This is a genomic window from Pseudomonas sp. BN417 (genome assembly GCF_029871205.1).
Taxonomy (GTDB): domain Bacteria; phylum Pseudomonadota; class Gammaproteobacteria; order Pseudomonadales; family Pseudomonadaceae; genus Metapseudomonas.
Genome location: NZ_SSOJ01000127.1, coordinates 1 through 26,098, shown reverse-complemented (window position 1 = coordinate 26,098; position 26,098 = coordinate 1). Strand labels below are relative to the sequence as shown.

Below are 26,098 nucleotides of genomic sequence, written 5' to 3'. Positions count from 1 at the left end.
TTCGGAAGCACCGCTTCCGGTGCCGATGAGCGCCTGAGCGCGAAGCGATCAGGCCGGGGCGCAGGGCGGGGGCCGGGGGAGAGGGCAGCATCCGCCTGCACGGCGCCAATCAATGGCTATCAGACAATCTTGCCCATCCAGCGCGAATCCAAGGCCTCGCCGAAAATCCGCGAAGAACCATGAAAAAAGCCGCCATCAGGCGGCTTTTTCCTTTGCACGGTTTCAGCGCTGGGCGACCAGCTCTTCCAGGTGGGCGATGATGGCTTCGGGTTTCAGTACCAGCACATCGCTTTCCAGGGCATCCAGCACCACTTCCGCCGTATTGCCGATCAGTGCGCCGGATATACCGGAACGTGCCACGGTGCCGATCACCGTGACAGCCGCTCCGAGCTGGTGGGCGACATGGGGGATGAGCACATCGGCCGGGCCTTCCTCGATATGCAACCGTTCGTCGCTGACGTCGTACTCGGCCTGGAAGGCGCGGCACTCATCACGGTAGCGCGCCTCGATGGTTTCCTTGAGCTGGAAGGTGGGGTCCGCCGCCGAGAGCATGGGCGAGGGGTGGGCGCTGATCACGTGGAGGGTGCCGTGGGCCAGGCTGGCGATGTCGTAGCCATGGCTGACGATGGTGGCGTGCAGGGTGCGGTGCTCGCCGTCGTTGTTGCCGACATCCACCGCCGCGAGGATATTGCCGCCGGTCCAGGGCCGATCGGTCTTGACCATCAGCACCGGTCCCGGGCAATAACGCAGCAGCTTCCAGTCATCCGGGGTGAGCAGGGCCTTCTTCAACGGGTTGTCCGGTACGTGCTGCTTGATCACCAGGCCGCAGCCCTCGGCCTGCTGGGCGGCGATGATGGTCTGGTGCAGGTTCTCCAGCCAGCTTTGCTGGGTACTGACGCTATAACCCTCGGCCTTGAGCGTCGCGGCCAGGTCGCTGAGGTAGTCGGCATGGTCGCCCTTGCGGTCGCAGATCAAGAGGTGCAGGTGCGACTGGGTCACCCCGGCGATCAGCTTCGCCCGTTTCAGGGCCAGGCCCTCCGGTCGGTCCGGTTCCAGTACCACCAGAATGCTGCGAATGGCTTGCATGGTCCTCATCTCCCTGTCGATGGCATATAGCCAAAACAAATGTAGTCCCGATTCTGCTTTGGTGTTCTTGACATATATCAAGCCGGCCGGACTGGCCGTTGCATCCTGCATTCGTATAATGCTCCGCCTTTGGGGGCCCGGCCAGCGTGGCGCCCAGCATGACGAGACCCAACTGTGAACCTGCCAGAGATCCATGACTTTCTTGGTTGCCGCACACCTGATGCCTGGGTGGCGGCCGCGTTGGCCGACCAGGAAACCCTGCTGATCGACCACAAGAACAACGAATTCAAGGCGGCATCCACGGCCATGGCGCTGATGGCCAAGTATTCGATGCACCTGGACCTGATCAACTTCATGTCGCGCCTGGCTCGTGAAGAGCTGGTGCACCACGAGCAGGTGCTGCGCATCATGAAGCGCCGCAAGGTGGACCTGCGTCCCGTCTCGGCCTCCCGCTACGCCGCCGGCCTGCGCAAGCTCGTGCGCAGCCACGAGCCGCAGAAGCTGGTGGATACCCTGGTGGTGGGCGCCTTCATCGAGGCGCGTTCCTGCGAGCGTTTCGAGGCCCTGGTGCCGCATCTGGACGAGGAGCTGGGCAAGTTCTATGGCGGTTTGCTCAAGTCCGAGGCGCGTCACTTCCAGGGTTACCTGAAGCTGGCCTGCCAGTACGGCGTTGCGCAGGACGTGGAGCGGACAGTCGAGAAGGTGAGGGAGGCCGAGCAGGAACTGATCGAGTCGCCGGATGAGGAGTTCCGCTTTCATAGCGGTGTACCGGCCTGAAGTTCAACTGAAAAAGCGCCCTGAGGGGCGCTTTTTCTTTGTCCGGGAGTCTCAGTCGAGGTCGAACGGCGTCTGCAGGAAGCCCTGTGCGTCCACCTGCAGGGCCCAGCCTTGCCGATCCCAGTCGCCGAGGACGATACGTCGGGCGGATCGTCCGTCGAGGTCCAGTTCGTGGCTGGCCGGACGATGGGTGTGACCGTGGATCAGGGTCCTGACGCCATACTGGCGCAGGATGCGCGGAATTTCTTCGGGGGTGACGTCGGTGATTTCCGCCGCCTTCTGCCGGGTCTGCATCCGGCTTTCCTTGCGCAGCTTGCGCGCCAGCTTGTGGCGCGTGGCCAGGGGCAGGTGACGGAGGATGAATAGCGTGATCGGGTTGCGCAGCCAGCGGCGCAGGCGCATATAGGCCTGGTCCTGGGTGCAGAGGCTGTCGCCGTGCATCAGGAGCACGGGTTCGCCGTTCATTCGCACCAGGCTCGGGTCGGGCATCTGGGTGCAACCGGCTTCGCGGCAGAAGGCCGAGCCGATCATGAAATCGCGATTGCCGTGCATCAGGAAGATGCGCGTGCCGCCGTCGGCCAGCGTGCGCAGGGCCTGGGCGATGGAATGCTGGAAGGGCGTCATGGCGTCGTCGCCGATCCAGGCTTCGAAGAAGTCGCCAAGTATGTAGAGGGCTTCGGCCCGGGGGGCGCGGGTCTGCAGGAAACGAAGAAACGCCCGGGTGATATCCGGGCGTTCCTCTTCAAGATGCAGATCGGAGATCAGCAGTATCACTCGGTGATCTCGGCCTTCTCGATGATCACGTCGTCTACCGGAACGTCCTGGTGGCCGCCTTTCATGGTGGTGGCCACGCCCTTGATCTTGTTCACCACGTCCATGCCCTCGACCACTTCACCGAACACGGCATAACCCCAGCCCTGCACGGTAGGAGCGCTGTGGTTGAGGAAGCTGTTGTCGGCGACGTTGATGAAGAACTGGGCGGAGGCCGAGTGCGGCTCCATGGTGCGGGCCATGGCGACGGTGCCGACCTTGTTGGACAGGCCGTTGTTGGCCTCGTTCTTGATGGGCGTGCGAGTGGCCTTCTGCTTCATGCCCGGCTCGAAACCGCCGCCCTGGATCATGAAGTTGCCGATCACGCGGTGGAAGATGGTGCCGTCGTAATGGCCGGCCTTCACGTACTCCTTGAAGTTGGCCACGGTTTCCGGGGCTTTGTCTTCGAAGAGTTGCAGGGTGATGACGCCGTGGTTGGTGTGCAGCTTGATCATTGGGCTATTCGCTCTATCGAGAAATCCAAGGCCTGTCAGGGGATTGACAGCTTCGGCTATGATAAGCGCTTTGATTTGGCCGGCCTACCCTGAGCCGCGCACCAGTTAGACCTAAGGACCCCATGAGCAAGCCAGACACTCCCGTCGCCTCCAACTTCCTGCGCCAGATCGTCCAGGCGGACCTGGATGCCGGCAAGCACACCAAGATAGTCACCCGCTTCCCGCCGGAGCCCAACGGCTACCTGCATATCGGCCATGCCAAGTCGATCTGCCTGAACTTCGGCCTGGCCAAGGAGTTCGGTGGTGACTGCCACCTGCGCTTCGACGACACCAACCCGGCCAAGGAAGACCAGGAGTACATCGACGCCATCGAGAGTGACGTGACATGGCTTGGCTTCCAGTGGGCCGGCGAAGAGCGCTACGCCTCCAACTATTTCGACCAGCTGCATGACTGGGCCGTCGAGCTGATCAAGGCCGGCAAGGCCTTCGTCTGCGACCTGTCGTCGGAAGACATGCGCCACTACCGCGGCAGCCTGACCGAGCCCGGCAAGAACAGCCCCTTCCGTGATCGTTCGGTGGAAGAGAACCTGGACCTGTTCGCCCGCATGAAGGCCGGCGAATTCCCGGATGGTACGCGCTCGCTGCGGGCGAAGATCGACATGACGTCGCCGAATATGAACCTGCGCGACCCGATCCTCTACCGTATCCGGCATGCCAACCACCACCAGACAGGTGACAAGTGGTGCATCTACCCGAGCTATGACTTCACCCATGGCCAGTCGGACGCCATCGAAGGCATTACCCACTCCATTTGCACCCTGGAGTTCGAGGATCACCGCCCGCTCTATGAATGGTTCCTGGAAAACCTGTCGGTGCCGGCCCAGCCGCGCCAGTACGAGTTCTCGCGCCTCAACCTGAACTACACCATCACCAGCAAGCGCAAGCTCAAGCAACTGGTGGACGAAGGCCATGTGAATGGCTGGGACGACCCGCGCATGTCGACCCTGTCCGGCTACCGTCGTCGCGGCTACACCCCGGAGTCCATCCGCAACTTCTGCGAAATGATCGGCGTGAACCGCGCCAGCGGCGTGGTGGATGTGGGCATGCTGGAATTCAGCATCCGCGATCACCTGGACGCCACCGCGCCGCGCGCCATGTGCGTGCTGAAGCCGCTCAAGGTGGTCATCACCAACTACCCGGAAGCCCAGGTCGAGAACCTCGAATTGCCGCGCCATCCGAAGGAAGACATGGGCGTGCGCGTGCTGCCATTCGGCCGCGAGCTGTTCATCGATGCTGGCGACTTCGAGGAAGTGCCGCCTGCCGGTTACAAGCGCCTGATCCCGGGCGGCGAAGTGCGCCTGCGTGGCAGCTACGTGATCCGTGCCGATGAAGCGATCAAGGACGCCGCGGGCAACATTGTCGAACTGCGTTGCTCGTACGATCCGGACACCCTGGGCAAGAACCCGGAAGGCCGCAAGGTCAAGGGCGTGATCCACTGGGTGCCGGCCCAAGGCAGCGTGGAATGCGAAGTGCGCCTGTACGACCGCCTGTTCCGTTCGCCGAACCCGGAGAAGTCGGAGCATGGCGGCAGCTTCCTCGACAACATCAACCCGGATTCCCTGCAGGTGCTGAGCGGATGCCGCGCCGAGCCGTCCCTGGCCCAGGCCGAGCCCGAAGATCGCTTCCAGTTTGAGCGTGAAGGCTACTTCGTCGCCGACCTGAAGGACTCCCAGCCCGGCAAGCCGGTGTTCAACCGTACCGTGACCCTGCGCGATTCCTGGGGCCAATGATGACGCTGTCGATCTACAACACCCTGAGCAAGACCAAGGAGCCCCTGAAGCCGCTGGTCGGCAACCAGGTGCGCATGTATGTCTGCGGCATGACCGTCTATGACTTCTGCCATATCGGCCATGCCCGGGTGATGGTGGCGTTCGACGTGGTGGCGCGCTGGTTGCGCCATCGCGGCTATGACCTCACCTACGTGCGCAACATCACCGATATCGACGACAAGATCATTCGTCGCGCCAACGAGAACGGCGAGCCGTTCGAGGCCCTGGTGGAGCGCATGATCGCGGCCATGCACGAGGACGAGGCGCGCCTCTCCGTCCTGCGTCCGGACATCGAGCCGCGTGCCACCGGCCATATCGCCGGCATGCACCAGATGATCCAAACCCTGATCGATAAGGGCTTCGCCTACGCGCCGGGCAATGGCGACGTCTATTACCGGGTCGGCAAGTTCGAGAGCTACGGCAAGCTGTCGCGGCGCAAGATCGACGAGCTGAAGATCGGTGCCCGCATCGAGGTGGACGAGATCAAGGAAGACCCGCTGGACTTCGTCCTGTGGAAGGGCGCCAAGCCGGGCGAGCCGAGCTGGGAATCGCCCTGGGGGGCTGGCCGTCCGGGCTGGCACATCGAGTGCTCGGTGATGTCCACCTGCTGCCTGGGCGAGACCTTCGACATCCACGGCGGTGGCCCGGACCTGGTGTTCCCGCACCACGAGAACGAGATCGCCCAGAGCGAGGCGGCCACCGGCAAGCTCTACGCCAATGCCTGGATGCACGCCGGCGCGGTGCGCGTGGATGGCGAGAAGATGTCCAAGTCCCTGGGCAACTTCTTCACCATTCGCGAAGTGCTGGAGAAGTACCACCCGGAGGTGGTGCGCTACCTGCTGGTGTCCAGCCACTACCGCAGTCCGATCAACTACTCCGAAGAGAGCCTCAAGGAAGCCAAGGGTGCCCTGGAGCGCTTCTATCACGCCCTGCGGGGGCTGCCCGAGGCCGCTCCGGTGGGCGGCGAGGCTTTCGTCGAGCGCTTCGGCGCCGCCATGGACGACGACTTCAACAGTCCGGAAGCCTGTGCCGTGCTCTTCGAGATGGTGCGCGAGGTCAATCGTCTGCGTGACAGTGATCTGGCGACTGCTGCGGGCCTCGCGGCGCGCCTGAAGTCGCTGGCCGGCCTGCTCGGCGTGTTGCAGTTGGAGCCGGATGCCTTCCTGCGCGCTGGTGCCGAGGGCAAGGTGGATGCCGCCGAGGTCGAGGCGCTGATCCAGGCGCGCCTGCAGGCGAGGGTGGAGAAGAACTGGGCCGAGTCCGACCGTATCCGCGACCAGCTGACCGCCATGGGCGTAGTCCTGGAAGACGGCAAGGGCGGCACCACTTGGCGCCTGGCCGACTGAGTCGGGCTACCTAAACGAAAAAGGCCGCATCATGCGGCCTTTTTCATTTCCCTTCGCCTCAAGCGTGCAGCGTCTCGGCGGCGTAAAGGGTGTTCTCCAGCAGGCAGGCGCGGGTCATGGGGCCGACGCCACCCGGAACCGGGGTGATCCAGCTGGCGCGTTGCTGGGCAATGTCGTATTCCACATCGCCCACCAGCTTGCCGTCTTCCTGGCGGTTGATGCCGACGTCGATGACAATGGCGCCGGGCTTGATCCATTCGCCTTTGACCAGGCCGGGCTTGCCGGCGGCCACTACCACCAGATCGGCATTGCCGACATGGCCGGCGAGATCTTTGGTGAAACGGTGGGTGACGGTGACGGTGCAGCCTGCCAGCAACAGTTCCAGCGCCATGGGGCGGCCGACGATATTGGAGGCGCCTACCACCACGGCATTCATGCCATAGAGGTTGGCACCGGTGCTTTCCAGCAGGGTCATGATGCCCTTCGGCGTGCAGGGGCGGAGCAGGGGGATGCGCTGGGCCAGACGACCGACGTTGTACGGGTGGAAGCCGTCCACGTCCTTGTCGGGGTGGATGCGTTCCAGCAACAGTGAAGCGTCCAGGTGCTCGGGCAGCGGCAGCTGGACCAGGATGCCGTCGATGGCCGGGTCTTCATTGAGACGGTCGATCAGGGCGAGCAGCTCGGTCTGACTGGTGCTGGCCGGCAGGTCATGAGCCTCCGACAGAAAGCCGACTTCCTCGCAGTCCTTGCGCTTGTGGGCGACATAGACCTGGGAGGCTGGATCGCTGCCGACCAGGATCACTGCGAGGCCGGGGACCCGAAGTCCTTGCTGGCGGCGCTCGGTGACGCGTTGGGCTATCTGCTGGCGGAGGCGGGCGGCGATCGTTTTGCCGTCGATCAGTTGTGCGGTCATGACGCTAGATTAACCATCGGGAAGGCTAAAAAGGGCGCGTATTCTCGCATGGAGGGGCCTGCGGGCAAAGGCGGCTGGTCAGCATTTTCCCGTAACTCCTTTATCTTTCTGATTTTTTTCAAATTTCCTGTTGACGAGGTGTAGGGCTGTCGATAACATGCGCCCCGCTTGTCGAGCACAGCCAGTCGCTGGGTAAGGCGGCAAGGGTGAATCGGCTGATTCTACCTGAGCCGAAGCTTTATAATCTGCTCGCAGATATAAGCGCCCGTAGCTCAGCTGGATAGAGCATCCGCCTTCTAAGCGGATGGTCGCAGGTTCGAGTCCTGCCGGGCGTGCCACTTGGCACATTTGGCGCAAGCAAGACGTAATATGGTGGGCGTAGCTCAGTTGGTAGAGCACAGGATTGTGGCTCCTGGTGTCGTGGGTTCGATTCCCATCGTCCACCCCATATTCGAGAAAGCGCCAGGCCACGTGCCTGGCGTTTTTGTTTGAGGCGTTACCCTTTGCGGACGTGGTGGAATTGGTAGACACACTGGATTTAGGTTCCAGCGCCGCAAGGCGTGAGAGTTCGAGTCTCTCCGTCCGCACCAAGCTTTTTTGCAAGACGTAATATGGTGGGCGTAGCTCAGTTGGTAGAGCACAGGATTGTGGCTCCTGGTGTCGTGGGTTCGATTCCCATCGTCCACCCCATATTCGAGAAAGCGCCAGGCCACGTGCCTGGCGTTTTCGTTTCAAGGCCCCCTGCGGGCGTGGTGGAATCGGCAGGCGCACTGGATTCAGGTCCATCGCCGCAAGGCGCGAGAGTTCGAGTTTCTCCGGCTGCGCCGTCCTTCTTTCTTTATCTTCTATACCTTCGTTTTGCCGGCTGTTTCTGCTGGGTGACTTCTGCAAGTCGACCCACTAGAATGCATGCCCTTGATTCTGGGGCCGGAACGGCCGGCTAACGTCTGTGCAACGAGGAATATCCATGCAAGTTTCTGTAGAAAGCACCTCCGCTCTTGAGCGCCGCATGACCATCGGCGTGCCGGCCGAGCGCGTCGAGAACGAAGTGACCAAGCGCCTGCAGCAGACTGCCCGCCGCGCCAAGGTTGCCGGCTTCCGTCCGGGCAAAGTGCCGATGAGCGTCATTCGTCAGCGCTTCGAGGACTCCGCTCGTCAGGAAGTTCTGGGCGACCTGATCCAGTCCTCCTTCTATGAGGCTGTTGTCGAGCAGAAGCTGAACCCCGCAGGTGCTCCGGCCGTCGAGCCGAAAGTGTTCGAGAAGGGCAAGGATCTGGAATTCACCGCCACCTTCGAAGTGTTCCCCGAGTTCCAGGTGGCCGGTTTCGAAAACATCGCCATCGAGCGTCTGCAAGCCGAAGTGGGCGATGCAGACGTCGACAACATGCTGGATATCCTGCGCAAGCAGAACACCCGTTTCGAAGCCGTTGAGCGTGCTGCCGAGAACGGCGACCAGCTGAACATCGACTTCGTTGGCAAGATCGACGGCGAAGCCTTCGCTGGTGGTTCCGCCAAGGGCACCCTGCTGGTGCTGGGCTCCGGCCGTATGATCCCGGGCTTCGAAGATGCCCTGGTCGGCGTCAAGGCTGGCGAAGAGCGCGTGATCAACCCGACCTTCCCGGCTGACTACCAGAACCTGGACCTGGCCGGTAAGACCGCCGAGTTCACCGTGACCGTGAACAGCGTTTCTGCACCGCAACTGCCGGAACTGAACGACGAATTCTTCTCCCTGTTCGGTATCAAGGAAGGCGGTCTGGAAGGCTTCCGCGCCGAAGTTCGCAAGAACATGGAGCGCGAACTGCGTCAGGCCACCAAGTCCAAGGTGAAGAACCAGGTGATGGACGGCCTGCTGGCTGCCAACCCGGTAGAAGTGCCGAAGGCCCTGATCGGTAACGAAGTCAACCGTCTGCGCGTACAGGCTGTGCAGCAGTTCGGCGGCAACATCAACCCTGACCAACTGCCGGCCGAGCTGTTCGAAGAGCAGGCCAAGCGCCGTGTGGTCCTGGGCCTGATCGTTGCTGAGGTGGTCAAGCAGTTCGAGCTGAAGCCCGATGAAGCGCGCGTACGCGAGCTGATCGAAGAGATGGCTTCCGCCTACCAGGAGCCGGAACAGGTCGTGTCCTGGTACTACAAGAACGACCAGCAGCTGAACGAAGTCCGTTCTGTTGTGCTGGAAGAACAAGTTGTAGATACTGTCCTTCAGAAGGCCAACGTAACCGACAAATCGGTTTCCTACGAAGAGGCAGTCAAGCCGGCAGAAGCTCCGCAAGCCGACTGATTGTTTCGCCTCGTTCGAATACACCATAAGCCAGCCTCCGAGCTGGCTTATGCGTCTTTGAGACATGACTATCTAGTTAGGGAGTGATCGCAGGACATGTCCCGCAATTCTTTTATGCAGCAAATGCCTGATATCCAAGCCGCTGGCGGCCTGGTACCGATGGTCATCGAGCAATCCGCCCGTGGTGAACGCGCCTACGACATCTACTCGCGCCTGTTGAAGGAACGGGTGATCTTCCTGGTCGGCCAGGTCGAGGACTTCATGGCCAACCTGGTAGTGGCCCAGCTGCTGTTCCTGGAGGCGGAGAACCCTGACAAGGACATCCACCTCTATATCAACTCTCCGGGCGGCTCCGTAACTGCCGGCATGTCGATCTACGACACCATGCAGTTCATCAAGCCCGATGTATCCACCATCTGCATCGGCCAGGCCTGCAGTATGGGTGCTCTGCTCCTCGCGGGCGGTGCCGCCGGCAAGCGTTATTGCCTGCCGCACTCGCGCATGATGATTCACCAACCGCTGGGTGGCTTCCAGGGGCAGGCCTCGGACATCGAGATCCATGCCCGGGAAATCCTCACCATTCGTGAGCGCCTGAACAAGATCCTGGCCGACCACACCGGTCAGCCGATCGATGTGATCGCTCGCGACACGGACCGTGACAACTTCATGAGTGGCGAAGATGCGGTCAAATACGGCCTGATCGACCAAGTGCTGAACAAGCGCCAGCTCGTGGGCTAAGCTCTTCCGCAGGACCGCGGCCGGAGTGAATCCGGCCGCTTCGCGGGGTTGAAAATGCCCGCATTTGCCTTCATCTTGTGTTTCAAGCCTACCCGATTGGATCGATCGAATGACTGACACCCGCAATGGCGAGGACAACGGCAAGCTGCTTTATTGCTCCTTCTGCGGCAAAAGCCAGCACGAAGTGCGCAAACTGATTGCCGGCCCCTCCGTCTTTATCTGCGACGAGTGCGTGGACCTGTGCAACGACATCATCCGCGAGGAGGTGCAGGAAGCCCAGGCCGAGAGCAGTGCGCACAAATTGCCTGCGCCCAAGGAAATCCGCACCATCCTTGACCAGTACGTCATCGGCCAGGAACGTGCGAAGAAGGTGCTGGCGGTAGCGGTGTACAACCACTACAAGCGCCTGAACCAGCGCGAAAAGAAAGATGACGTCGAGTTGGGCAAGAGCAATATCCTGCTGATCGGTCCCACCGGTTCGGGCAAGACGCTGCTGGCGGAAACCCTGGCTCGTCTGCTCAATGTTCCCTTCACCATCGCTGACGCCACCACCCTCACCGAGGCTGGCTATGTCGGCGAAGACGTTGAGAACATCATCCAGAAGCTGCTGCAGAAGTGCGACTACGATGTCGAGAAGGCCCAGATGGGCATCGTCTATATCGACGAGATCGACAAGATTTCCCGCAAGTCCGATAACCCGTCCATCACCCGTGACGTGTCGGGCGAGGGCGTGCAGCAGGCGCTGCTGAAGCTCATCGAGGGCACTGTGGCCTCGGTTCCGCCGCAAGGCGGTCGCAAGCACCCGCAGCAGGAATTCCTGCAGGTTGATACCCGTAACATCCTGTTCATCTGCGGTGGCGCCTTCGCTGGCCTGGAGAAAGTGATCCAGAACCGTTCCACCAAGGGTGGCATCGGTTTCAATGCCGAGGTTCGCAGCAAGGACCTGGGCAAGAAGGTTGGCGAGGCTCTTCGCGAAGTAGAACCGGAAGATCTGGTGAAGTTCGGCCTGATTCCGGAGTTCGTCGGTCGTTTGCCGGTCATCGCCACCCTCGACGAGCTCGACGAGGCTGCGTTGATGCAGATCCTCACCGAGCCTAAGAACGCGCTGACCAAGCAGTACGCCAAGCTCTTCGAGATGGAGGGTGTGGATCTGGAGTTTCGTCCGGATGCACTGAAAGCCGTCGCCCATCGTGCGCTCGAGCGCAAGACCGGTGCCCGCGGCCTGCGTTCCATCCTCGAAGGTATCCTGCTCGACACCATGTATGAGATTCCTTCTCAAACAGATGTAAGCAAGGTGGTAATCGATGAGAGTGTCATCGAAGGATCGTCCAAGCCTCTGTTGCTCTACGAGAACAACGAGCAGCCTGCGAAGGCGGCGCCTGACGCTTGATGAAACAAAGGGGCCTGCGGGCCCCTTTGTATTTCCTGCCACAACGCTTGTTTTTTCCCGGACCTAACCCCATCTTAGGGCCAAGGGTTTTACCATCTGTTTACGGCCCGAGGGCCGCCGTAGAGCTGATACCATGAAGACAACCGTCGAATTACCTCTCCTCCCATTGCGCGATGTCGTGGTTTATCCGCACATGGTCATCCCGCTTTTCGTGGGGCGCGAGAAATCCATCGAGGCGCTCGAGGCCGCGATGACGGGGGACAAGCAGATTCTTCTGGTTGCCCAGAGGAATCCGGCCGATGACGACCCGGGCGAAGACGCTCTGTATCGCATGGGCACCGTTGCCACTGTCCTGCAGCTGCTGAAACTGCCTGACGGCACCGTGAAAGTGCTGGTCGAGGGTGAGCAGCGTGGCGCCATCGAGCGCTTCAGCGAAGTGGATGGCCACTGCCGTGCCGAAGTCAGCCTGATAGACGAGGTCGATGCCGGCGAGCGCGAGTCCGAAGTATTCATTCGCAGCCTGCTCAGCCAGTTCGAGCAGTATGTCCAGTTGGGCAAGAAGGTGCCGTCCGAGGTTTTGTCCTCGCTGAACAGCATCGACGAGCCGGGCCGCCTGGTGGACACCATGGCCGCCCACATGGCGCTGAAGATCGAGCAGAAGCAGGAAATCCTCGAGCTGACCGAGCTTCCCGAGCGCGTCGAGCACGTCCTGGCGCTGCTGGATGCCGAAATCGACCTGCTGCAGGTCGAGAAGCGCATCCGTGGCCGCGTCAAGAAGCAGATGGAGCGCAGCCAGCGCGAGTACTACCTGAATGAGCAGATGAAGGCCATTCAGAAGGAGCTGGGCGATATCGACGAAGGCCACAATGAAGTCGAGGAGCTGAAGAAGCGTATCGACAACGCCGGCCTGACCAAGGAAGCCCTGGCCAAGGCCAATGCCGAGCTGAACAAGCTCAAGCAGATGTCGCCGATGTCCGCCGAAGCGACCGTGGTGCGTTCCTACATCGATTGGCTGGTCAATGTGCCGTGGAAAGCCGAAAGCAAGGTTCGTCTGGACCTGGCCAAGGCTGAAGATATCCTCGACGCCGATCATTACGGGCTGGAGGAGGTGAAGGAGCGCATCCTCGAATACCTCGCCGTGCAGAAGCGGGTGAAGAAGGTCAAGGGCCCGGTGCTCTGCCTGGTCGGCCCGCCTGGCGTCGGCAAGACCTCGCTGGCCGAGTCCATCGCTCGCGCCACCAACCGCAAGTTCGTGCGCATGGCCCTGGGCGGCGTGCGTGACGAGGCCGAGATCCGCGGTCACCGTCGTACCTATATCGGTTCCATGCCTGGCCGCCTGATCCAGAAAATGACCAAGGTCGGCGTGCGCAACCCGCTGTTCCTGCTCGACGAGATCGACAAGATGGGCAGCGACATGCGCGGCGATCCAGCCTCGGCGCTGCTGGAAGTGCTCGACCCCGAGCAGAACCACAACTTCAACGACCATTACCTGGAAGTCGACTACGACCTCTCGGACGTGATGTTCCTCTGCACCGCCAACTCCATGAACATTCCGGCACCGCTGCTGGACCGCATGGAAGTTATCCGGCTGCCGGGCTACACCGAGGACGAGAAGGTCAATATCGCCGTCAAGTACCTCGCGCCCAAGCAGACCAAGGCCAACGGCCTGAAGAAGGGTGAGCTGGAGTTCGACGCAGCGGCGATTCGCGACATCATTCGTTACTACACCCGTGAAGCCGGTGTCCGCAGCCTGGAGCGCCAGCTCGCCAAGGTCTGCCGCAAGGCAGTGAAGGAACATGCCCATGAGAAGCGCTTCGCGGTGCAGGTCACTGCCGAATCCCTGGAGCATTTCCTCGGCGTGCGGAAGTTCCGTTACGGCCTGGCCGAGCAACAGGACCAGATCGGTCAGGTGACTGGTTTGGCCTGGACTCAGGTGGGTGGCGAACTCTTGACCATCGAGGCGGCTGTGGTGCCCGGCAAGGGCCAACTGACCAAGACCGGTTCGTTGGGTGACGTGATGGCGGAGTCCATCACCGCCGCACTGACAGTAGTGCGTAGCCGTGCGAAAAGCCTTGGGATTCAGTCAGACTTCCACGAAAAACGCGACATCCACATCCACATGCCGGAAGGCGCTACGCCGAAGGACGGCCCCAGTGCGGGTATCGGCATGTGCACCGCGCTGGTGTCGGCCATGACCCAGATTCCCGTGCGCGCCGATGTGGCCATGACCGGGGAAATCACACTGCGCGGTCAAGTACTGGCGATCGGTGGTCTGAAAGAGAAATTACTGGCAGCACATCGCGGTGGAATCAAGACCGTGATCATTCCCGAAGAGAATGTACGTGATCTGAAAGAAATTCCCGAAAATATCAAGCAAGACTTGGCGATTAAACCAGTTAAATGGATTGACGAAGTCCTGCAAATTGCGCTGCAATACGCCCCGGAGCCCTTGCCCGATGCGGCTCCGGAGATGGTTGCAAAGGATGACAAGCGCGAGACTGATTCCAAGGAGCGAATCAGCACGCATTAGCCGGGGGGCTTTCTTGACACATTTTTAGAGCCCTTGTTATAAAGCGGCTCTTATGTGTTAGCAGGCCGTCCAGCACCCGCTTTGCTTACACCAAACAACTAAGAAACAACTCAACAGAAATAAGGGGACTTAAGAGTGAACAAGTCGGAACTGATCGATGCTATCGCCGCATCTGCTGACATCCCGAAAGCTGTAGCCGGCCGTGCGCTGGACGCAGTTATCGAATCCGTTACTGGCGCTCTGAAGGCTGGTGACTCCGTTGTGCTGGTTGGCTTCGGTACTTTTGCTGTCAAAGAGCGCGCTGCTCGTACCGGCCGTAACCCGCAGACTGGCAAGCCGATCAAAATCGATGCTGCCAAGATCCCTGGCTTCAAAGCCGGTAAAGCTCTGAAAGACGCCGTAAACTAAGCGTCTTTCGGGCTCTGCCCGACCGGGCTGCGTTCAGCTTGGCCCGATAGCGGAGCGGTGGAGTGGAAGGGGAGACTCCCTCCTGCCACCAGAGAAGTCGAATCTCAGGCTCCGCAAGTTACGAGAAGGCGCATCTTCGGATGCGCCTTTCTCATATTCGGATACTCTACCCGCGTTACTCGGCTGTGAATCAGTACGGCCGTTTCTGGGGGACCCATGCTGCAGAACATCAGGGACAATTCACAGGGGTGGATTGCCAAAACCATCATTGGCGTCATCATCGCGTTGCTGGCACTGACCGGCTTCGACGCCATCTTCAATGCCACCAGCAACAGCCAGAATGCGGCCAAGGTCAATGGCGAAGAAATCAGCCTGGATCAGCTGAGCGAGGCGGTCAATCTCCAGCGTCGCCAGCTGCAGCAACAATTGGGCAAGGATTTCGACGCGTCCCTGCTCGACGAGAAGCTGCTGCGCGAAGCCGCGCTGAAAGGGCTCATCGAGCGCAAGCTGCTGCTGCAAGGCGCCCAGGAAGCCGACTTCTCTTTCTCCCAGAGCGCCCTTGACCAGCTCATCCTGCAGACCCCGGAATTCCAGGTGGACGGCAAGTTCAATGCGGACCGTTTCGACCAGGTCATCCGCCAGATGAACTACAACCGCCTGCAGTTCCGCCAGATGCTCGAGCAGGAAATGCTCATCGGCCAGCTGCGCGCTGGCCTTGCAGGCAGCGGTTTCGTCACTGCCGCCGAAGTGGAAGCCTTCGCCCGTCTCGAGAAGCAGACCCGCGACTTCGCCACCCTGGCCCTGAAGGCCGACCCGGCCGCGGTCAGCGTTTCCGACGACGACATCAAGGCCTACTACGATGGTCACGTTGACCAGTTCATGAGCCCTGAGCAGGTCGTCATCGAATACGTTGAGCTGAAGAAGGCCGCTTTCTTCAGCCAGGTCGAAGCCAAGGAGGAAGACCTCCAGGCCCAGTACCAGAAAGAGATCAGCAACCTGGCCGAACAACGCCAGGCCGGCCACATCCTGGTCGAGGTCAATGACAAGCTGAACGAAGAGCAGGCCAAGGCCAAGATCGAGCAGGTCAAGCAACGCCTGGACAAGGGCGAGGACTTCGCCGCCCTGGCCAAGGAGTTCTCCGACGACTCCGGCTCCGCTGCCAATGGCGGCGACCTGGGCTTCGCTGGCCCCGGCGTCTATGAGCCGGCCTTCGAAGAGGCGCTGTACGCGCTGAAGGAGGGCGAGGTCTCGGCACCGGTGCGTACCCAGTACGGCTGGCACCTGATCAAGCTGCTGGGTGTGCAGGCACCCGAGGTGCCGAGCTTCGACAGCCTCAAACCGAAGCTGGAGCACGATATCAAGGCCCAGCAGGTGGAGCAGCGTTTCGTCGAGGTGAGCAAAGAGCTGGAAGACGCCGCCTTCGAGGCGTCCGACCTGGCCCAACCGGCCCAGGAGTTGAACCTCGAAGTGAAGACCAGTGAACCCTTCGGTCGTGAAGGTGGTGAAGGCCTGGCCGCCAACCGCCAAGTCCTGCAAGCCGCCTTCAGCCCGGAAGTGCTGGAAGATGGCGCCAACAGCTCGGCCATCGAGCTGGACCCGGATACAGTGGTCGTTCTGCGCGTCAAGGAGCACAAGAAGCCTGAGCAGCTGGCGCTGGACAAGGTCAGCGACAGCATCCGCCAGCACCTGATGACCGAGAAGGCCAGCGAGGACGCCAAGGCCAAGGGCGAAGCCCTGATCGCCAGCCTGCGCGATGGCAAGACCCCGGTGGAACAGGCCAAGGACGGTCAGTCCTGGCAGGTGGTCGAAGCCGCTACCCGGAGCCAGGAAGGCGTCGAGCCGGTGCTGCTGCAAGCCGTGTTCCGCATGCCGAAGCCTGCGGCCGCCGACAAGCCCGAGTTCACCGGCGTGAAGCTGGGCAACGGCGACTACGTGGTGATCCGCCTGAACGGCGTTAGCCAGGCAGAGGCCAAGCTGTCGGACGAGGAGAAGGCCATGTACAGCCGCTTCCTCGCCTCGCGCAGTGGCCAGCAGGACTTCGCGTCCTACCGCCGCCAGCTGCAAGAGAAAGCCGAGATCGAGCGCTTCTGATTGCCACGCTGAAGAAAAAGGCCGCTCAATGCGGCCTTTTTCTTTGGTCGTGTGTTTGGGCGTTGGCTCAATGCCCCGTAGGGTGCGCTGTGCGCACCGGCAATCTCGCGCGAAGGTTCCAGTGCGCGCAGCGCACCCTATGCGGCTTCCTGCCAACGGCTGGCTAGAGTGGTTATTGCTTCCGGATGCCCCGTATCGCAGCGAGGGAGACGAAGCCAAAGCCCACAAAAAAGCCCGCACAAGTGCGGGCTTTTTTCGTCGGCAGGCGGATATCAGTCTTCGATATTGCCCATGGCGGTGGTGTTGAAGCCGCCGTCGACGTACATGATCTCACCGCTGATGCCCGAGGCCAGGTCGGAGCAGAGGAAGGCGCCGGCGTTGCCGACTTCCTCGATGGTCACGTTGCGGCGCAGGGGGGTCTGCTTCTCGTTGGCAGCGAGCATCTTGCGGAAGCTCTTGATGCCGGAAGCGGCCAGGGTGCGGATCGGGCCGGCGGAGATGGCGTTGACGCGGGTGCCTTCCGGGCCGAGGCTGCCGGCCAGGTAGCGGACGCCGGCTTCCAGGCTGGCCTTGGCCATGCCCATGACGTTGTAGTTCGGCATGGTGCGCTCGGCGCCCAGGTAGGACAGGGTCAGCAGGCTGCCGTTGCGGCCCTTCATCAGTTCGCGGCCGGCCTTGGCCAGGGCCACGAAGCTGTAGGCGCTGATGTCGTGGGCGATGCGGAAGCCGTCACGGGTGGTGACTTCGGTGAAGTCGCCGTCCAGTTGGTCGCCCGGGGCGAAGCCGACGGAGTGGACGATGCAGTCCAGGCCATCCCACTTCTTGCTCAGGGCTTCGAAGACCGCAACGATTTCTTCGTCCTTGGCCACATCACAGGGGAAGCACAGATCCGCGCTGGAGCCCCAGCCCTCGGCGAACTCTTCCACGCGGCCCTTCAGCTTTTCGTTCTGGTAGGTGAAGGCGAGCTCGGCGCCTTCGCGGTGCATGGCTGCAGCGATGCCCGATGCGATGGACAGTTTGCTGGCTACGCCAACGATCAGTACGCGCTTACCGGCGAGAAAACCCATGTGCTTTCATCCTCTTCTGGTTAATGGGCAGTTCCTGGAGCCAGGAATGCGGCTTCCAGCAACTGCTTCGTATAGCTGTGCTGCGGGGCGGCGAAGATAGCATCGGCCGGACCCTGTTCGACCACCTGGCCGTGCTTGATCACCATCAACTGATGGCTCAGTGCCCGGACCACAGCCAGATCATGGCTGATGAACAGGTAGGTCAGGTCGTACTTGGTCTGTAGCCTGCGCAACAACTCCACTACCTGGCGCTGAACCGTCCGGTCGAGCGCCGAAGTGGGCTCGTCCAGCAGGATCAGTGCCGGTTTCAGCACCAATGCCCGGGCAATGGCAATCCGCTGCCGCTGCCCGCCGGAAAACTCATGGGGGTAGCGGTGCCGGGTTTCCGGATCCAAGCCTACCTCCAGGAGTGCGTCGATGATGGCCTGTTCCCGCTCCGCTTCGGTGCCGATGCGGTGGATCCGCAGCCCCTCGCCGACAATCTCGCCCACGCACATGCGCGGGCTGAGGCTGCCGAAGGGGTCCTGGAAGACCACCTGCATCTCGCGCCGGAACGGCCGCACCTCCCTCTGCGACAAACCGTCCAGGGTCTGGCCCTGGAAGCGGATGCCGCCCCGGCTGCCCAGCAGCCGGAGGATCGCCAGGCCCAGCGTGGACTTGCCGGAGCCACTTTCGCCGACGATGCCCAGGGTCTGTCCCTGGGGCAGGCTGAAATTGACACCGTCCACGGCCTTGACGTGATCCACGGTGCGCCGCAGCAACCCTTTCTTGATCGGGAACCACACGCGCAGGTCATCGACCTCCAGCAGTGGCGGCCCCACCGGGTTCTCCGCCGGCTGGCCCGAAGGCTCGGCGCCGAGCAGTTCCCGGGTGTAGGGATGCTGCGGTGCATGGAACAGCTCATCACACGACGCTTGTTCGACGATGCAACCGCGCTGCATGACACATACGCGATGCGCAATTCGCCGAACCAGGTTGAGGTCGTGGCTGATCAACAGCAGCGCCATGCCGAGGCGCGCCTGCAGTTCCTTGAGCAATTCGAGGATCTTCAGCTGCACCGTGACGTCCAGCGCCGTGGTGGGTTCGTCGGCGATCAGCAGCTCCGGCTCGTTGGCCAGGGCCATGGCGATCATTACCCGCTGCCGCTGGCCGCCTGAAAGTTCGTGGGGATAGGCCTTCAGGCGCTTGTGCGGCTCGGGGATGCCGACCAACTCCAGGAGCTCCAGGGTGCGTCTGGTGGCGGCCTGGCCGGTGAGGCCCTTGTGCAGGGCGAGCACCTCGTTGATCTGCTTTTCGATGCAGTGCAGCGGGTTGAGCGAGGTCATGGGCTCCTGGAAGACCATGGCGATGCGATTGCCGCGAATGCCGCGCAATTTGGCCTCGGGCAGTTTCAGCAGGTCCTTGCCGGCGTAGCCGATGCTGCCGCTGGGGTGGCGGGCGAGCGGGTAGGGCAGCAGGCGCAGGATGGAATGCGCGGTCACCGACTTGCCGGAGCCGCTTTCACCCACCAGGGCGAGGGTCTCGCCCTTGCGTATGTCGAAGCTGACGCCCTCGACCACGCGCTGGACCTTTTCGCCGCTGACGAACTCGACGGACAGGTCGCGGACTTCTATCAGGTTCTCGCTCATCTCACTTCCTCGGGTCGAAGGCATCGCGCGCGGCTTCGCCGATGAACACCAGCAGGCTCAGCATGGCCGCCAGCACCAGGAAGGCGGAGATGCCCAGCCAGGGCGCCTGCAGGTTGGACTTGCCTTGGGCTACCAGTTCGCCCAGGGAGGGGGCGCCCGGTGGCAGGCCGAAGCCGAGGAAGTCCAGCGCGGTCAGGGTGCCTATGGCGCCGGTGAGAATGAAGGGCATGAAGGTCATGGTGGAGACCATGGCATTGGGCAGGATGTGGCGGAACATGATGGCGCCGTTCTGCATGCCCAGCGCGCGGGCGGCGCGTACGTATTCGAGGTTGCGGCCGCGGAGGAACTCGGCGCGCACCACGTCCACCAGGCTCATCCAGGAAAACAGCAGCATGATGCCCAGCAGCCACCAGAAGTTCGGCTGCACGAAGCTGGCGAGGATAATCAGCAGATAGAGCACCGGCAGGCCCGACCAGATTTCCAGGAAGCGCTGCCCGGTCAGGTCCACCCAGCCGCCATAGAAGCCCTGCAGGGCGCCGGCGATCACGCCGATGATGGAGCTGAGGAGGGTCAGGGTCAGGGCGAACAGCACCGAGATCCGGAAGCCATAGATCACCCGCGCCATGACGTCGCGGCCCTGGTCGTCGGTGCCCAGCCAGTTCTCCGCCGAGGGCGGCGCGGGCGCCGGCACTTTGAGGTCGTAGTTGATGGTCTCGTAGCTGAAGGGAATGGGCGGCCAGATCATGCTGCCGTCTTTGGACTCGATCAGCTCGCGGATATAGGGCGTCTTGTAGTTGGCCTCCAGCGGGAATTCGCCGCCAAAGGTGGTTTCCGGGTAGCGCTTGAGGATGGGGAAATACCACTGGCCGTCGTATTTCACCGCCAGCGGCTTGTCGTTGGCGATCAGCTCGGCGCCCAGGCTCAGGACGAAGAGGACGAGGAACAGCCAGAGCGACCACCAGCCGCGCTTGTGGGCCTTGAAACGCTCGAAGCGGCGGCGGTTGATGGGGGAGAGTGCCATGCTCAACCCTCCCGGCTTTCGAAGTCGATCCGCGGATCGACCAGGGTGTAGGTGAGATCGCCGATCAGTTTCACGACCAGTCCCAGCAAGGTGAAGATGAAGAGGGTGCCGAACACCACCGGATAGTCGCGGTTCAGGGCGGACTCGAAGCTCATCAGGCCCAGGCCGTCGAGGGAGAAGATCACCTCGATCAGCAGGGAACCGGTGAAGAAGATGCCGATGAAGGCCGCCGGGAAGCCGGCGATGATCAGCAGCATGGCGTTGCGGAACACGTGACCGTAGAGCACGCGGTTCTCCGACAATCCCTTGGCACGGGCGGTGACCACGTACTGCTTGTTGATCTCGTCGAGGAAGCTGTTCTTGGTCAGCAGGGTGAGGGTGGCGAAGTTGCCGATCACCAGGGCGGTCACCGGCAGGGCCAGGTGCCAGAAGTAGTCGAGGAGCTTGCCGCCGAGGCTCAGCTCGTCGAAGTTGTTCGAGGTCAGGCCGCGCAGGGGGAACCAGTCGAAGTAGCTGCCGCCGGCGAACATCACGATCAGCAGGATGGCGAACAGGAAGGCCGGGATGGCATAGCCGACGATGATCGCCGTGCTGCTCCAGACGTCGAAGGCGCTGCCGTGGCGCACCGCCTTGGCGATCCCCAGGGGGATCGACACCAGGTACATGATCAGGGTGCTCCAGAGCCCGAGGGAGATGGACACCGGCAGTTTCTCCAGGATCAGGTCGATGACCTTGGCGTCGCGGAAGAAGCTGGTGCCGAAATCCAGCTTCAGGTAGCTGGTGATCATCAGCCAGAAGCGTTCGTGCGCCGGCTTGTCGAAGCCGTACATCTTCTCGATCTCCGCCACCAGCTCCGGGTCCAGGCCCTGTGCGCCACGGTAGTTGGAACTGGCCGTGGCGACCTCGGCGCCACCCCCGGAAATGCGCCCGGTGGCGCCGCCGGCCGCGGCATCGAAGCCTTCCAGCTTGGCGATCATCTGTTCCACCGGTCCGCCGGGAGCGGCCTGGATAATGATGAAGTTGATCAGCAGGATGCCGAACAGGGTGGGAATGATCAGCAGCAGTCGACGCAGTATGTAGGCGAGCATTTACTGGGCATCCGGCTCGGAAGGAGATTGCTCGGACTGGCTAGCAGTTTCCGTGCCCGGTTTCTGCCACCAGGTCATCAGGCCGAAATCGTAGAGCGGTGTGGTCGAGGGGCGCTGGAAGTGGTTCCAGTAGGCCACGCGCCAGGTGTCGACGTAGTAGTTGGGCACCACGTAGTGCCCCCAGAGCAACACGCGGTCCAGGGCCCGGGCGTGCTCCACCAGGCTCTGCCGGGAGTCGGCGCGGATCAGGCCTTCCACCAGCTTGTCGATGGCCGGGTCGCGCAGGCCGATGAAGTTGCGGCTGCCGGCGCTGTCGGCGCTGCGCGAGTGCCAGAACTCCAGCTGTTCATTGCCCGGGGAGTTGGACTGGCCCCAGGTGGCCGGGATCATGTCGAAGTCCCGAGAGCGCAGGCGGTTGATGTATTGGGAGACGTCCACGCGGCGGATCTGCAGGTCGATGCCGAGCTCCGCCAGGTTGCGCTTGAACGGCAGGATCACGCGCTCCAGGTTGGCCTGGGCGATAAGGATCTCGAAGGTCAGCGGCTTGCCGTCCGGGCCGGCCATCCGGTCGTTCTCGATCTTGTAGCCGGCCTCGGTGAGCAGCTGGTAGGCGCGGCGTTTCTGCTCGCGGATGATGCCGCTGGCGTCGGTCACCGGCGGCTTGAAGACCTCGGTGAAGACTTCGGCCGGTACCTGCTCGCGCAGCGGTTCGAGGATTTTCAGCTCCGCGGCGTCGGGCATCTTGTGGGCAGCCATCTCCGAGTTCTCGAAGTAGCTGCTGGTGCGCTTGTAGGAGCCGAAGAACAGCTGCTTGTTGGCCCACTCGAAATCGAACAGCAGGGCGATGGCCTCACGCACCTTGCGGTCCTGGAACACCGGGCGGCGGATGTTGAAGGCGAAACCCTGCATGCCGGTGGGGTTATGGTTGGTGATGCTTTCCTTGACGATCTTGCCGGCGCGCAGCGCGGGGCTTTCATAGCCGGTGGCCCAGTCCTTGGCGGAGAATTCCAGGTTGAAGTCGAACTGGCCGGCCTTGAAGGCCTCCAGCGAAACCGACATGTCGCGGTAGTAGTCCACCGTGACGGCGTCGAAGTTGTAGTAGCCGCGGGTCACCGGCAGGTCCTTCGCCCACCAGTCCTTGACGCGCTCGTAGCGGATGGTGCGGCCGGCATCCACCTTGGTGAGGCGATAGGGGCCGCTGCCCAGCGGCGGCTCGAGGCTGGTCTTGCCGAAGTCGCGGCCTTCCCAGTAATGCTTGGGCAGCACCTGGATCTGGCCGAGGATCAGCGGCAGCTCGCGGTTGCCCGGGTGCTTGAAATCGAAGCGCACGCGCAGGTCGTCCTCGGCTTCCACCTTGGCCACGTCGGCGTAGTAATGGCGGTACATGGGGTCGCCGTGCTCGACCAGGGTGTTGAAGGTGAACACCACATCCGCGGCCGTCACCGGCTTGCCGTCGTGGAAGCGTGCCTTGGGGTTCAGGTAGAAGCGCACGTAGCTGTTGTCCGGCGCTTTCTCGATCTTCTCGGCGAGCAGGCCGTATTCGGTGAAGGGCTCGTCGGGTGAGTGGAAGGTCAGGCTGTCGTAGATCAGGCTGAGTTGGTCCGCGGAGTTGCCCCGTGGAATGAAGGGGTTGAGGCTGTCGAAACCGCCGACGCCGGCCAGGCGCAGGACGCCGCCCTTGGGGGCGTCCGGGTTGACCCAGGAGAAGTGGGTGAAGTCTGCCGGGTACTTGGCGGGCTCGTCGTAGAGGGTGATGGCGTACTTGGGTTCGGCCATGGCGAGGCCGGCCAGGGACAGCAGCAGGGCGCCACAGCCTTGCAGGCAGCGAGTGCGCAGCGTTTTGCTCATCGGGCGTTCTCCGTGGGCTTCAGCCACCAGGCGCGCAAACCCAGGGTGTAGGGCGGCGTGGTGACGAAGGCGAACCGGTTGCGGTACGCCAGGCGGTGATAGTTGATGTACCAGTTGGGGATGCTGTAGTGCTCCCAGAGCAGGGTGCGGTCGAGGGCGCGCGCGGCAGCCAGCTGCTCGTCGCGGCTCTGGGCGCCGAGGAGCTTGTCGATCATGGCGTCGACCACCGGGTTGGCGACGCCCGCGTAGTTCTTGCTGCCTTTCACGCCCACCTGGCCTGAATGGAAGTAGAGGGACTGTTCCAGGCCCGGGCTCAGGGTTTGCGGCAGGGTCATCAGGATCATGTCGTAGTCGAAGTGGTCCAGGCGCTGCTTGTACTGGGCGCGGTCCACCGTGCGCAGGCTGACGTCGATGCCAATGCTTTCGAGGTTCTCGCGGTAAGGCTGGAGGATGCGTTCAAGGTTCGGGTTGACCAGCAGGATCTCGAAGCGCAGCGGTTGGCCACGGTCATTCAGCAGGCGTTGGCCGGACAGCTTCCAACCCGCCTCGGCCAATAGACCGAGGGCGCGGCGAAGGGTTTCCCGCGGGATGCCACGACCTTCGGTGGTGGGTACCTGGAAGGGCTGGGTGAAGAGGGTTTCGGGCAGCTCCTTGCGGTAGGGCGAGAGCAGCAGCCACTCATGGCCCTCGGGTTTGCCCACGGCGCTGAACTCGCTGTTCGGGTAGTAGCTGGTGGCGCGCATGTAGGCATTGTTGAAGAGGGTGCGGTTGGTCCACTCGAAGTCGAACATCAGCCCCATGGCCTCACGCACCTTGCGTTCCTGGAACACGGCGCGGCGGGTGTTCATGAACAGTGCCTGGGTCTGGGTCGGGATCTGATGAGGGATCTCGGCACGGATCACATCGCCTCGCGCGATGGCGGGGAAGCGATAGCCGTTGGCCCAGTTCTTCGCCTGGTGCTCGATGTAGAAGTCGAACTCGCCCGCCTTGAAGGCTTCGAAGGCCACATTGCTGTCGCGGTAGAACTCCACCTCGACCCGGTCGAAGTTGTACTTGCCGCGGTTGACCGGCAGCTTTTCGCCCCACCAGTCCTTGACCCGCTCGAACACCAGGCCGCGCCCCGGCCTGACCTGGGTGATGCGGTAGGGGCCGCTGCCCAGCGGCGGCTCGAAGCTGGTGGCCTTGAAGTCGCGGTCCTTCCAGTAATGCTGGGGCAGCACCGGCAACTCGCCGAGGCGCAGGATCAGCAGCGGGTTGCCGGCGCGCTTGAGCACGAAGCGGATACGGTGGCGGCCGAGTATGTCGACCCGCTTCACTTCCTGCAGGCTGGTGCGGTACTGCGGATGACCACTCTTGACCAGGGTGCGGTAGGAGAAGGCGACGTCGTAGGCGGTGATCGTCTTGCCGTCGTGGAAACGGGCCTCCGGACGCAGGTTGAACACCACCCAGCTGCGGTCTTCGGCGTAATCGACGCTCGAGGCGATCAGGCCGTAGCTGGACGCGGGTTCGTCGCCCGAGGGGTCGTACTGGCCGGTGCCCACCATCAGCGGCTCGTTCAGCTCGGTCACGCCGTATTGCATGAAGTTGGGCGTGGCCACCGGGCTGGTGCCCTTGAAGGTGTAGGGGTTGAGGGTGTCGAAGGTGCCGAAGGCCATCACCCGCAGGGTGCCGCCCTTGGGGGCGTCGGGGTTGACCCAGTCGAAATGTTCGAAGTGGGCGGGGTATTTCAGCGTGCCGAACTGCGCGTAGCCGTGGCTTTCGATCAGGCTGGCGAAACAGGACTGAGCCAGCAGGCCGATGAGCAGGAAGGCAAGGCGAAGCATCAGGCGGGCGTCCGATCCATGGCTATCGTGTCGGGCATGTGGGGCGCTGGCCTCGCTGGCAGGAAGGCGCGGGCGACGGGCCGGCGAAATCGTGTCGGAGGTCACGCGCCGCACGTGTCGGCGGTGACCGCAGGCAAGTACAGTAACAGCTTGTACAGGCAAGAAAAAAGGGCCAGCCTGCGGGGAGCTGGCCATCATTTTGATCACAGTCCGGTTATTCGCGCAGAGGTGCCTATCCTGGGGGAACGCAGCCATGGTTTGCAGTCATGGATCGACCGTCTCAATGAGGCCGAACTACCCGCCCTGGCCGCAGTGGTGCAGGACCTGCACCAGCTTCCGCCAACTGACCCAGGGTCTGGTGCGCGGCTGGAGCCTGGGGGAGCTGGCGAGCCTGGCCCATGCCGGCCAGCCCGCCGGGCCAGCCCAACCTCTTCAGCTATGTGCTGCGCGCGCGGGAAAACCTCTGGATGGGCGTGCCCGCCAGCTACAGCCTCAACGACCTGGTGACGCGACCAATGCGCGAATGGCTGAGGCAGGGGGTGTTCTTCATCGCGCCGTTGTTGGCCGGCAAGCGTGAGATCGGCGTGATCTACGCCGATTGCCGGCTCTCGGGCCGGGCGCTGAAGCATGAACAGTTCGTGGCCTTCCAGCACTTCGTCCAGTTGGCTGGGCGGTGCCTGGAGACGATGGCGCAGAAGTCTTAGCGGGTGAGGGTGGAGGTAGAGTGGATAGCGTTTTTCTAGGCTATGTCTGCATTCAGTGTTGCTAGAACCACCTGAACCAGGCTGATTGTCGAGCGGGCTGCGAGTTTCTGTTTCGCCTCCCGGCGAGTCTCTTTTTTCAGTCGCCAAAAAAGAAACCAAAAACGCTTGCCCCTGCATCCGGGTTTGGCTTCGCCAAACTTCCCTAGCTCCATCGTTGCGCCGGGGGCCCGGCGTGAGGGGCCATCCATGGCCCCGCACGCCTCTCGCG

20 protein-coding genes, 4 tRNA genes and 1 pseudogene are annotated in these 26,098 nt (G+C 62.4%); 14 read left to right on the top strand and 11 right to left on the bottom strand.

Going from position 1 to position 26,098, the window contains the following annotated elements:
* Positions 1 to 222: 222 nt before the first annotated feature.
* The gene (locus E8F11_RS16395) at positions 223 to 1,086 is read right to left on the bottom strand and encodes a universal stress protein (RefSeq protein WP_280289894.1); all 864 of its coding nucleotides are present in this window, start codon (positions 1,084 to 1,086) and stop codon (positions 223 to 225) included.
* 174 nt (positions 1,087 to 1,260) lie between these two features.
* Here E8F11_RS16395 and miaE point away from each other — a divergent pair, with 174 nt between their 5' ends.
* Positions 1,261 to 1,863: a tRNA isopentenyl-2-thiomethyl-A-37 hydroxylase MiaE gene (miaE, locus tag E8F11_RS16390; protein ID WP_280289892.1), complete on the top strand. Its 603-nt coding sequence runs from the start codon at positions 1,261 to 1,263 to the stop codon at positions 1,861 to 1,863.
* A gap of 51 nt (positions 1,864 to 1,914) precedes the next feature.
* Here the strand turns inward: miaE and lpxH are convergent, their stop codons facing one another.
* Together lpxH and E8F11_RS16380 are read right to left on the bottom strand one after the other, a co-directional pair.
* The gene (gene lpxH / locus E8F11_RS16385; protein ID WP_280289891.1) at positions 1,915 to 2,637 is read right to left on the bottom strand and encodes a UDP-2,3-diacylglucosamine diphosphatase; all 723 of its coding nucleotides are present in this window, start codon (positions 2,635 to 2,637) and stop codon (positions 1,915 to 1,917) included.
* On the bottom strand, positions 2,634 to 3,128 hold the full coding sequence (locus E8F11_RS16380; RefSeq protein ID WP_280289890.1) for a peptidylprolyl isomerase: 495 nt from the start codon (positions 3,126 to 3,128) through the stop codon (positions 2,634 to 2,636). Before E8F11_RS16380 ends, lpxH begins: the two co-directional genes overlap by 4 nt.
* Positions 3,129 to 3,250: 122 nt before the next feature.
* Between E8F11_RS16380 and E8F11_RS16375 the strand changes: the two genes are divergently transcribed.
* Both E8F11_RS16375 and cysS read left to right on the top strand, forming a co-directional pair.
* On the top strand, positions 3,251 to 4,918 hold the full coding sequence (locus tag E8F11_RS16375; protein ID WP_280289889.1) for a glutamine--tRNA ligase/YqeY domain fusion protein: 1,668 nt from the start codon (positions 3,251 to 3,253) through the stop codon (positions 4,916 to 4,918).
* The gene (gene cysS / locus E8F11_RS16370; RefSeq protein ID WP_280289888.1) at positions 4,918 to 6,303 is read left to right on the top strand and encodes a cysteine--tRNA ligase; all 1,386 of its coding nucleotides are present in this window, start codon (positions 4,918 to 4,920) and stop codon (positions 6,301 to 6,303) included. Before E8F11_RS16375 ends, cysS begins: the two co-directional genes overlap by 1 nt.
* Before the next feature lie 58 nt (positions 6,304 to 6,361).
* On the opposite strand, the gene folD is transcribed toward cysS, so the two are convergent.
* Positions 6,362 to 7,216: a bifunctional methylenetetrahydrofolate dehydrogenase/methenyltetrahydrofolate cyclohydrolase FolD gene (gene folD, locus E8F11_RS16365; protein WP_280289887.1), complete on the bottom strand. Its 855-nt coding sequence runs from the start codon at positions 7,214 to 7,216 to the stop codon at positions 6,362 to 6,364.
* Between the two features lie 261 nt (positions 7,217 to 7,477).
* Between folD and E8F11_RS16360 the strand changes: the two genes are divergently transcribed.
* The 10 genes from E8F11_RS16360 (at position 7,478) to E8F11_RS16315 (ending at position 16,651) form a co-directional block, all read left to right on the top strand.
* Positions 7,478 to 7,554: transfer RNA gene (locus E8F11_RS16360), tRNA-Arg, on the top strand.
* Between the two features lie 34 nt (positions 7,555 to 7,588).
* Positions 7,589 to 7,664: transfer RNA gene (locus E8F11_RS16355), tRNA-His, on the top strand.
* Positions 7,665 to 7,721: 57 nt separating this feature from the next.
* A tRNA-Leu gene (locus tag E8F11_RS16350) sits at positions 7,722 to 7,806 on the top strand.
* A 24-nt stretch (positions 7,807 to 7,830) separates the two neighbouring features.
* Positions 7,831 to 7,906 (top strand) — tRNA-His (locus E8F11_RS16345).
* Between the two features lie 277 nt (positions 7,907 to 8,183).
* Positions 8,184 to 9,494 (top strand): trigger factor, encoded by a 1,311-nt coding sequence (gene tig, locus E8F11_RS16340; protein ID WP_280289886.1) that lies wholly within the window; start codon positions 8,184 to 8,186, stop codon positions 9,492 to 9,494.
* Positions 9,495 to 9,590: 96 nt separating this feature from the next.
* On the top strand, positions 9,591 to 10,232 hold the full coding sequence (gene clpP, locus E8F11_RS16335) for an ATP-dependent Clp endopeptidase proteolytic subunit ClpP (RefSeq protein ID WP_280289885.1): 642 nt from the start codon (positions 9,591 to 9,593) through the stop codon (positions 10,230 to 10,232).
* Positions 10,233 to 10,341: 109 nt separating this feature from the next.
* Positions 10,342 to 11,622: an ATP-dependent Clp protease ATP-binding subunit ClpX gene (gene clpX / locus E8F11_RS16330; RefSeq protein WP_280289884.1), complete on the top strand. Its 1,281-nt coding sequence runs from the start codon at positions 10,342 to 10,344 to the stop codon at positions 11,620 to 11,622.
* A 133-nt stretch (positions 11,623 to 11,755) separates the two neighbouring features.
* The gene (gene lon, locus E8F11_RS16325) at positions 11,756 to 14,152 is read left to right on the top strand and encodes an endopeptidase La (RefSeq protein WP_280289882.1); all 2,397 of its coding nucleotides are present in this window, start codon (positions 11,756 to 11,758) and stop codon (positions 14,150 to 14,152) included.
* A gap of 135 nt (positions 14,153 to 14,287) precedes the next feature.
* Positions 14,288 to 14,560: an HU family DNA-binding protein gene (locus tag E8F11_RS16320; protein ID WP_004422505.1), complete on the top strand. Its 273-nt coding sequence runs from the start codon at positions 14,288 to 14,290 to the stop codon at positions 14,558 to 14,560.
* Between the two features lie 216 nt (positions 14,561 to 14,776).
* Entirely contained in the window at positions 14,777 to 16,651 is a 1,875-nt protein-coding gene (locus E8F11_RS16315; RefSeq protein ID WP_280289881.1) for a SurA N-terminal domain-containing protein, read from the top strand.
* Between the two features lie 272 nt (positions 16,652 to 16,923).
* On the opposite strand, the gene fabI is transcribed toward E8F11_RS16315, so the two are convergent.
* From fabI to E8F11_RS16285, 6 genes are read right to left on the bottom strand one after another with little or no spacing between them, the layout of a single operon-like run.
* Positions 16,924 to 17,718, bottom strand: a complete 795-nt coding sequence (fabI, locus tag E8F11_RS16310) for an enoyl-ACP reductase FabI (RefSeq protein ID WP_280289880.1) — start codon at positions 17,716 to 17,718, stop codon at positions 16,924 to 16,926.
* A 20-nt stretch (positions 17,719 to 17,738) separates the two neighbouring features.
* On the bottom strand, positions 17,739 to 19,346 hold the full coding sequence (locus E8F11_RS16305) for an ABC transporter ATP-binding protein (protein WP_280289879.1): 1,608 nt from the start codon (positions 19,344 to 19,346) through the stop codon (positions 17,739 to 17,741).
* Position 19,347: 1 nt separating this feature from the next.
* Positions 19,348 to 20,367 carry an ABC transporter permease gene (locus tag E8F11_RS16300; protein ID WP_280289878.1) on the bottom strand — a complete coding sequence of 340 codons (1,020 nt, stop codon included), beginning with the start codon at positions 20,365 to 20,367 and terminating at the stop codon, positions 19,348 to 19,350.
* A 2-nt stretch (positions 20,368 to 20,369) separates the two neighbouring features.
* Positions 20,370 to 21,455, bottom strand: a complete 1,086-nt coding sequence (locus E8F11_RS16295) for a microcin C ABC transporter permease YejB (RefSeq protein WP_280289877.1) — start codon at positions 21,453 to 21,455, stop codon at positions 20,370 to 20,372.
* Positions 21,456 to 23,303, bottom strand: coding sequence for an extracellular solute-binding protein (locus E8F11_RS16290; protein ID WP_280289876.1), 1,848 nt, complete (start codon positions 23,301 to 23,303; stop codon positions 21,456 to 21,458).
* On the bottom strand, positions 23,300 to 25,126 hold the full coding sequence (locus E8F11_RS16285) for an extracellular solute-binding protein (protein ID WP_280289875.1): 1,827 nt from the start codon (positions 25,124 to 25,126) through the stop codon (positions 23,300 to 23,302). Before E8F11_RS16285 ends, E8F11_RS16290 begins: the two co-directional genes overlap by 4 nt.
* A gap of 386 nt (positions 25,127 to 25,512) precedes the next feature.
* Here E8F11_RS16285 and E8F11_RS16280 point away from each other — a divergent pair.
* Positions 25,513 to 25,830, top strand: a pseudogene (locus E8F11_RS16280) (histidine kinase); the annotation flags it as partial.
* A gap of 35 nt (positions 25,831 to 25,865) precedes the next feature.
* On the opposite strand, the gene E8F11_RS16275 reads toward E8F11_RS16280, so the two are convergent.
* The coding region (locus tag E8F11_RS16275) for a hypothetical protein (protein ID WP_280289874.1) at positions 25,866 to 26,098 on the bottom strand (233 nt) is incomplete at its 5' end.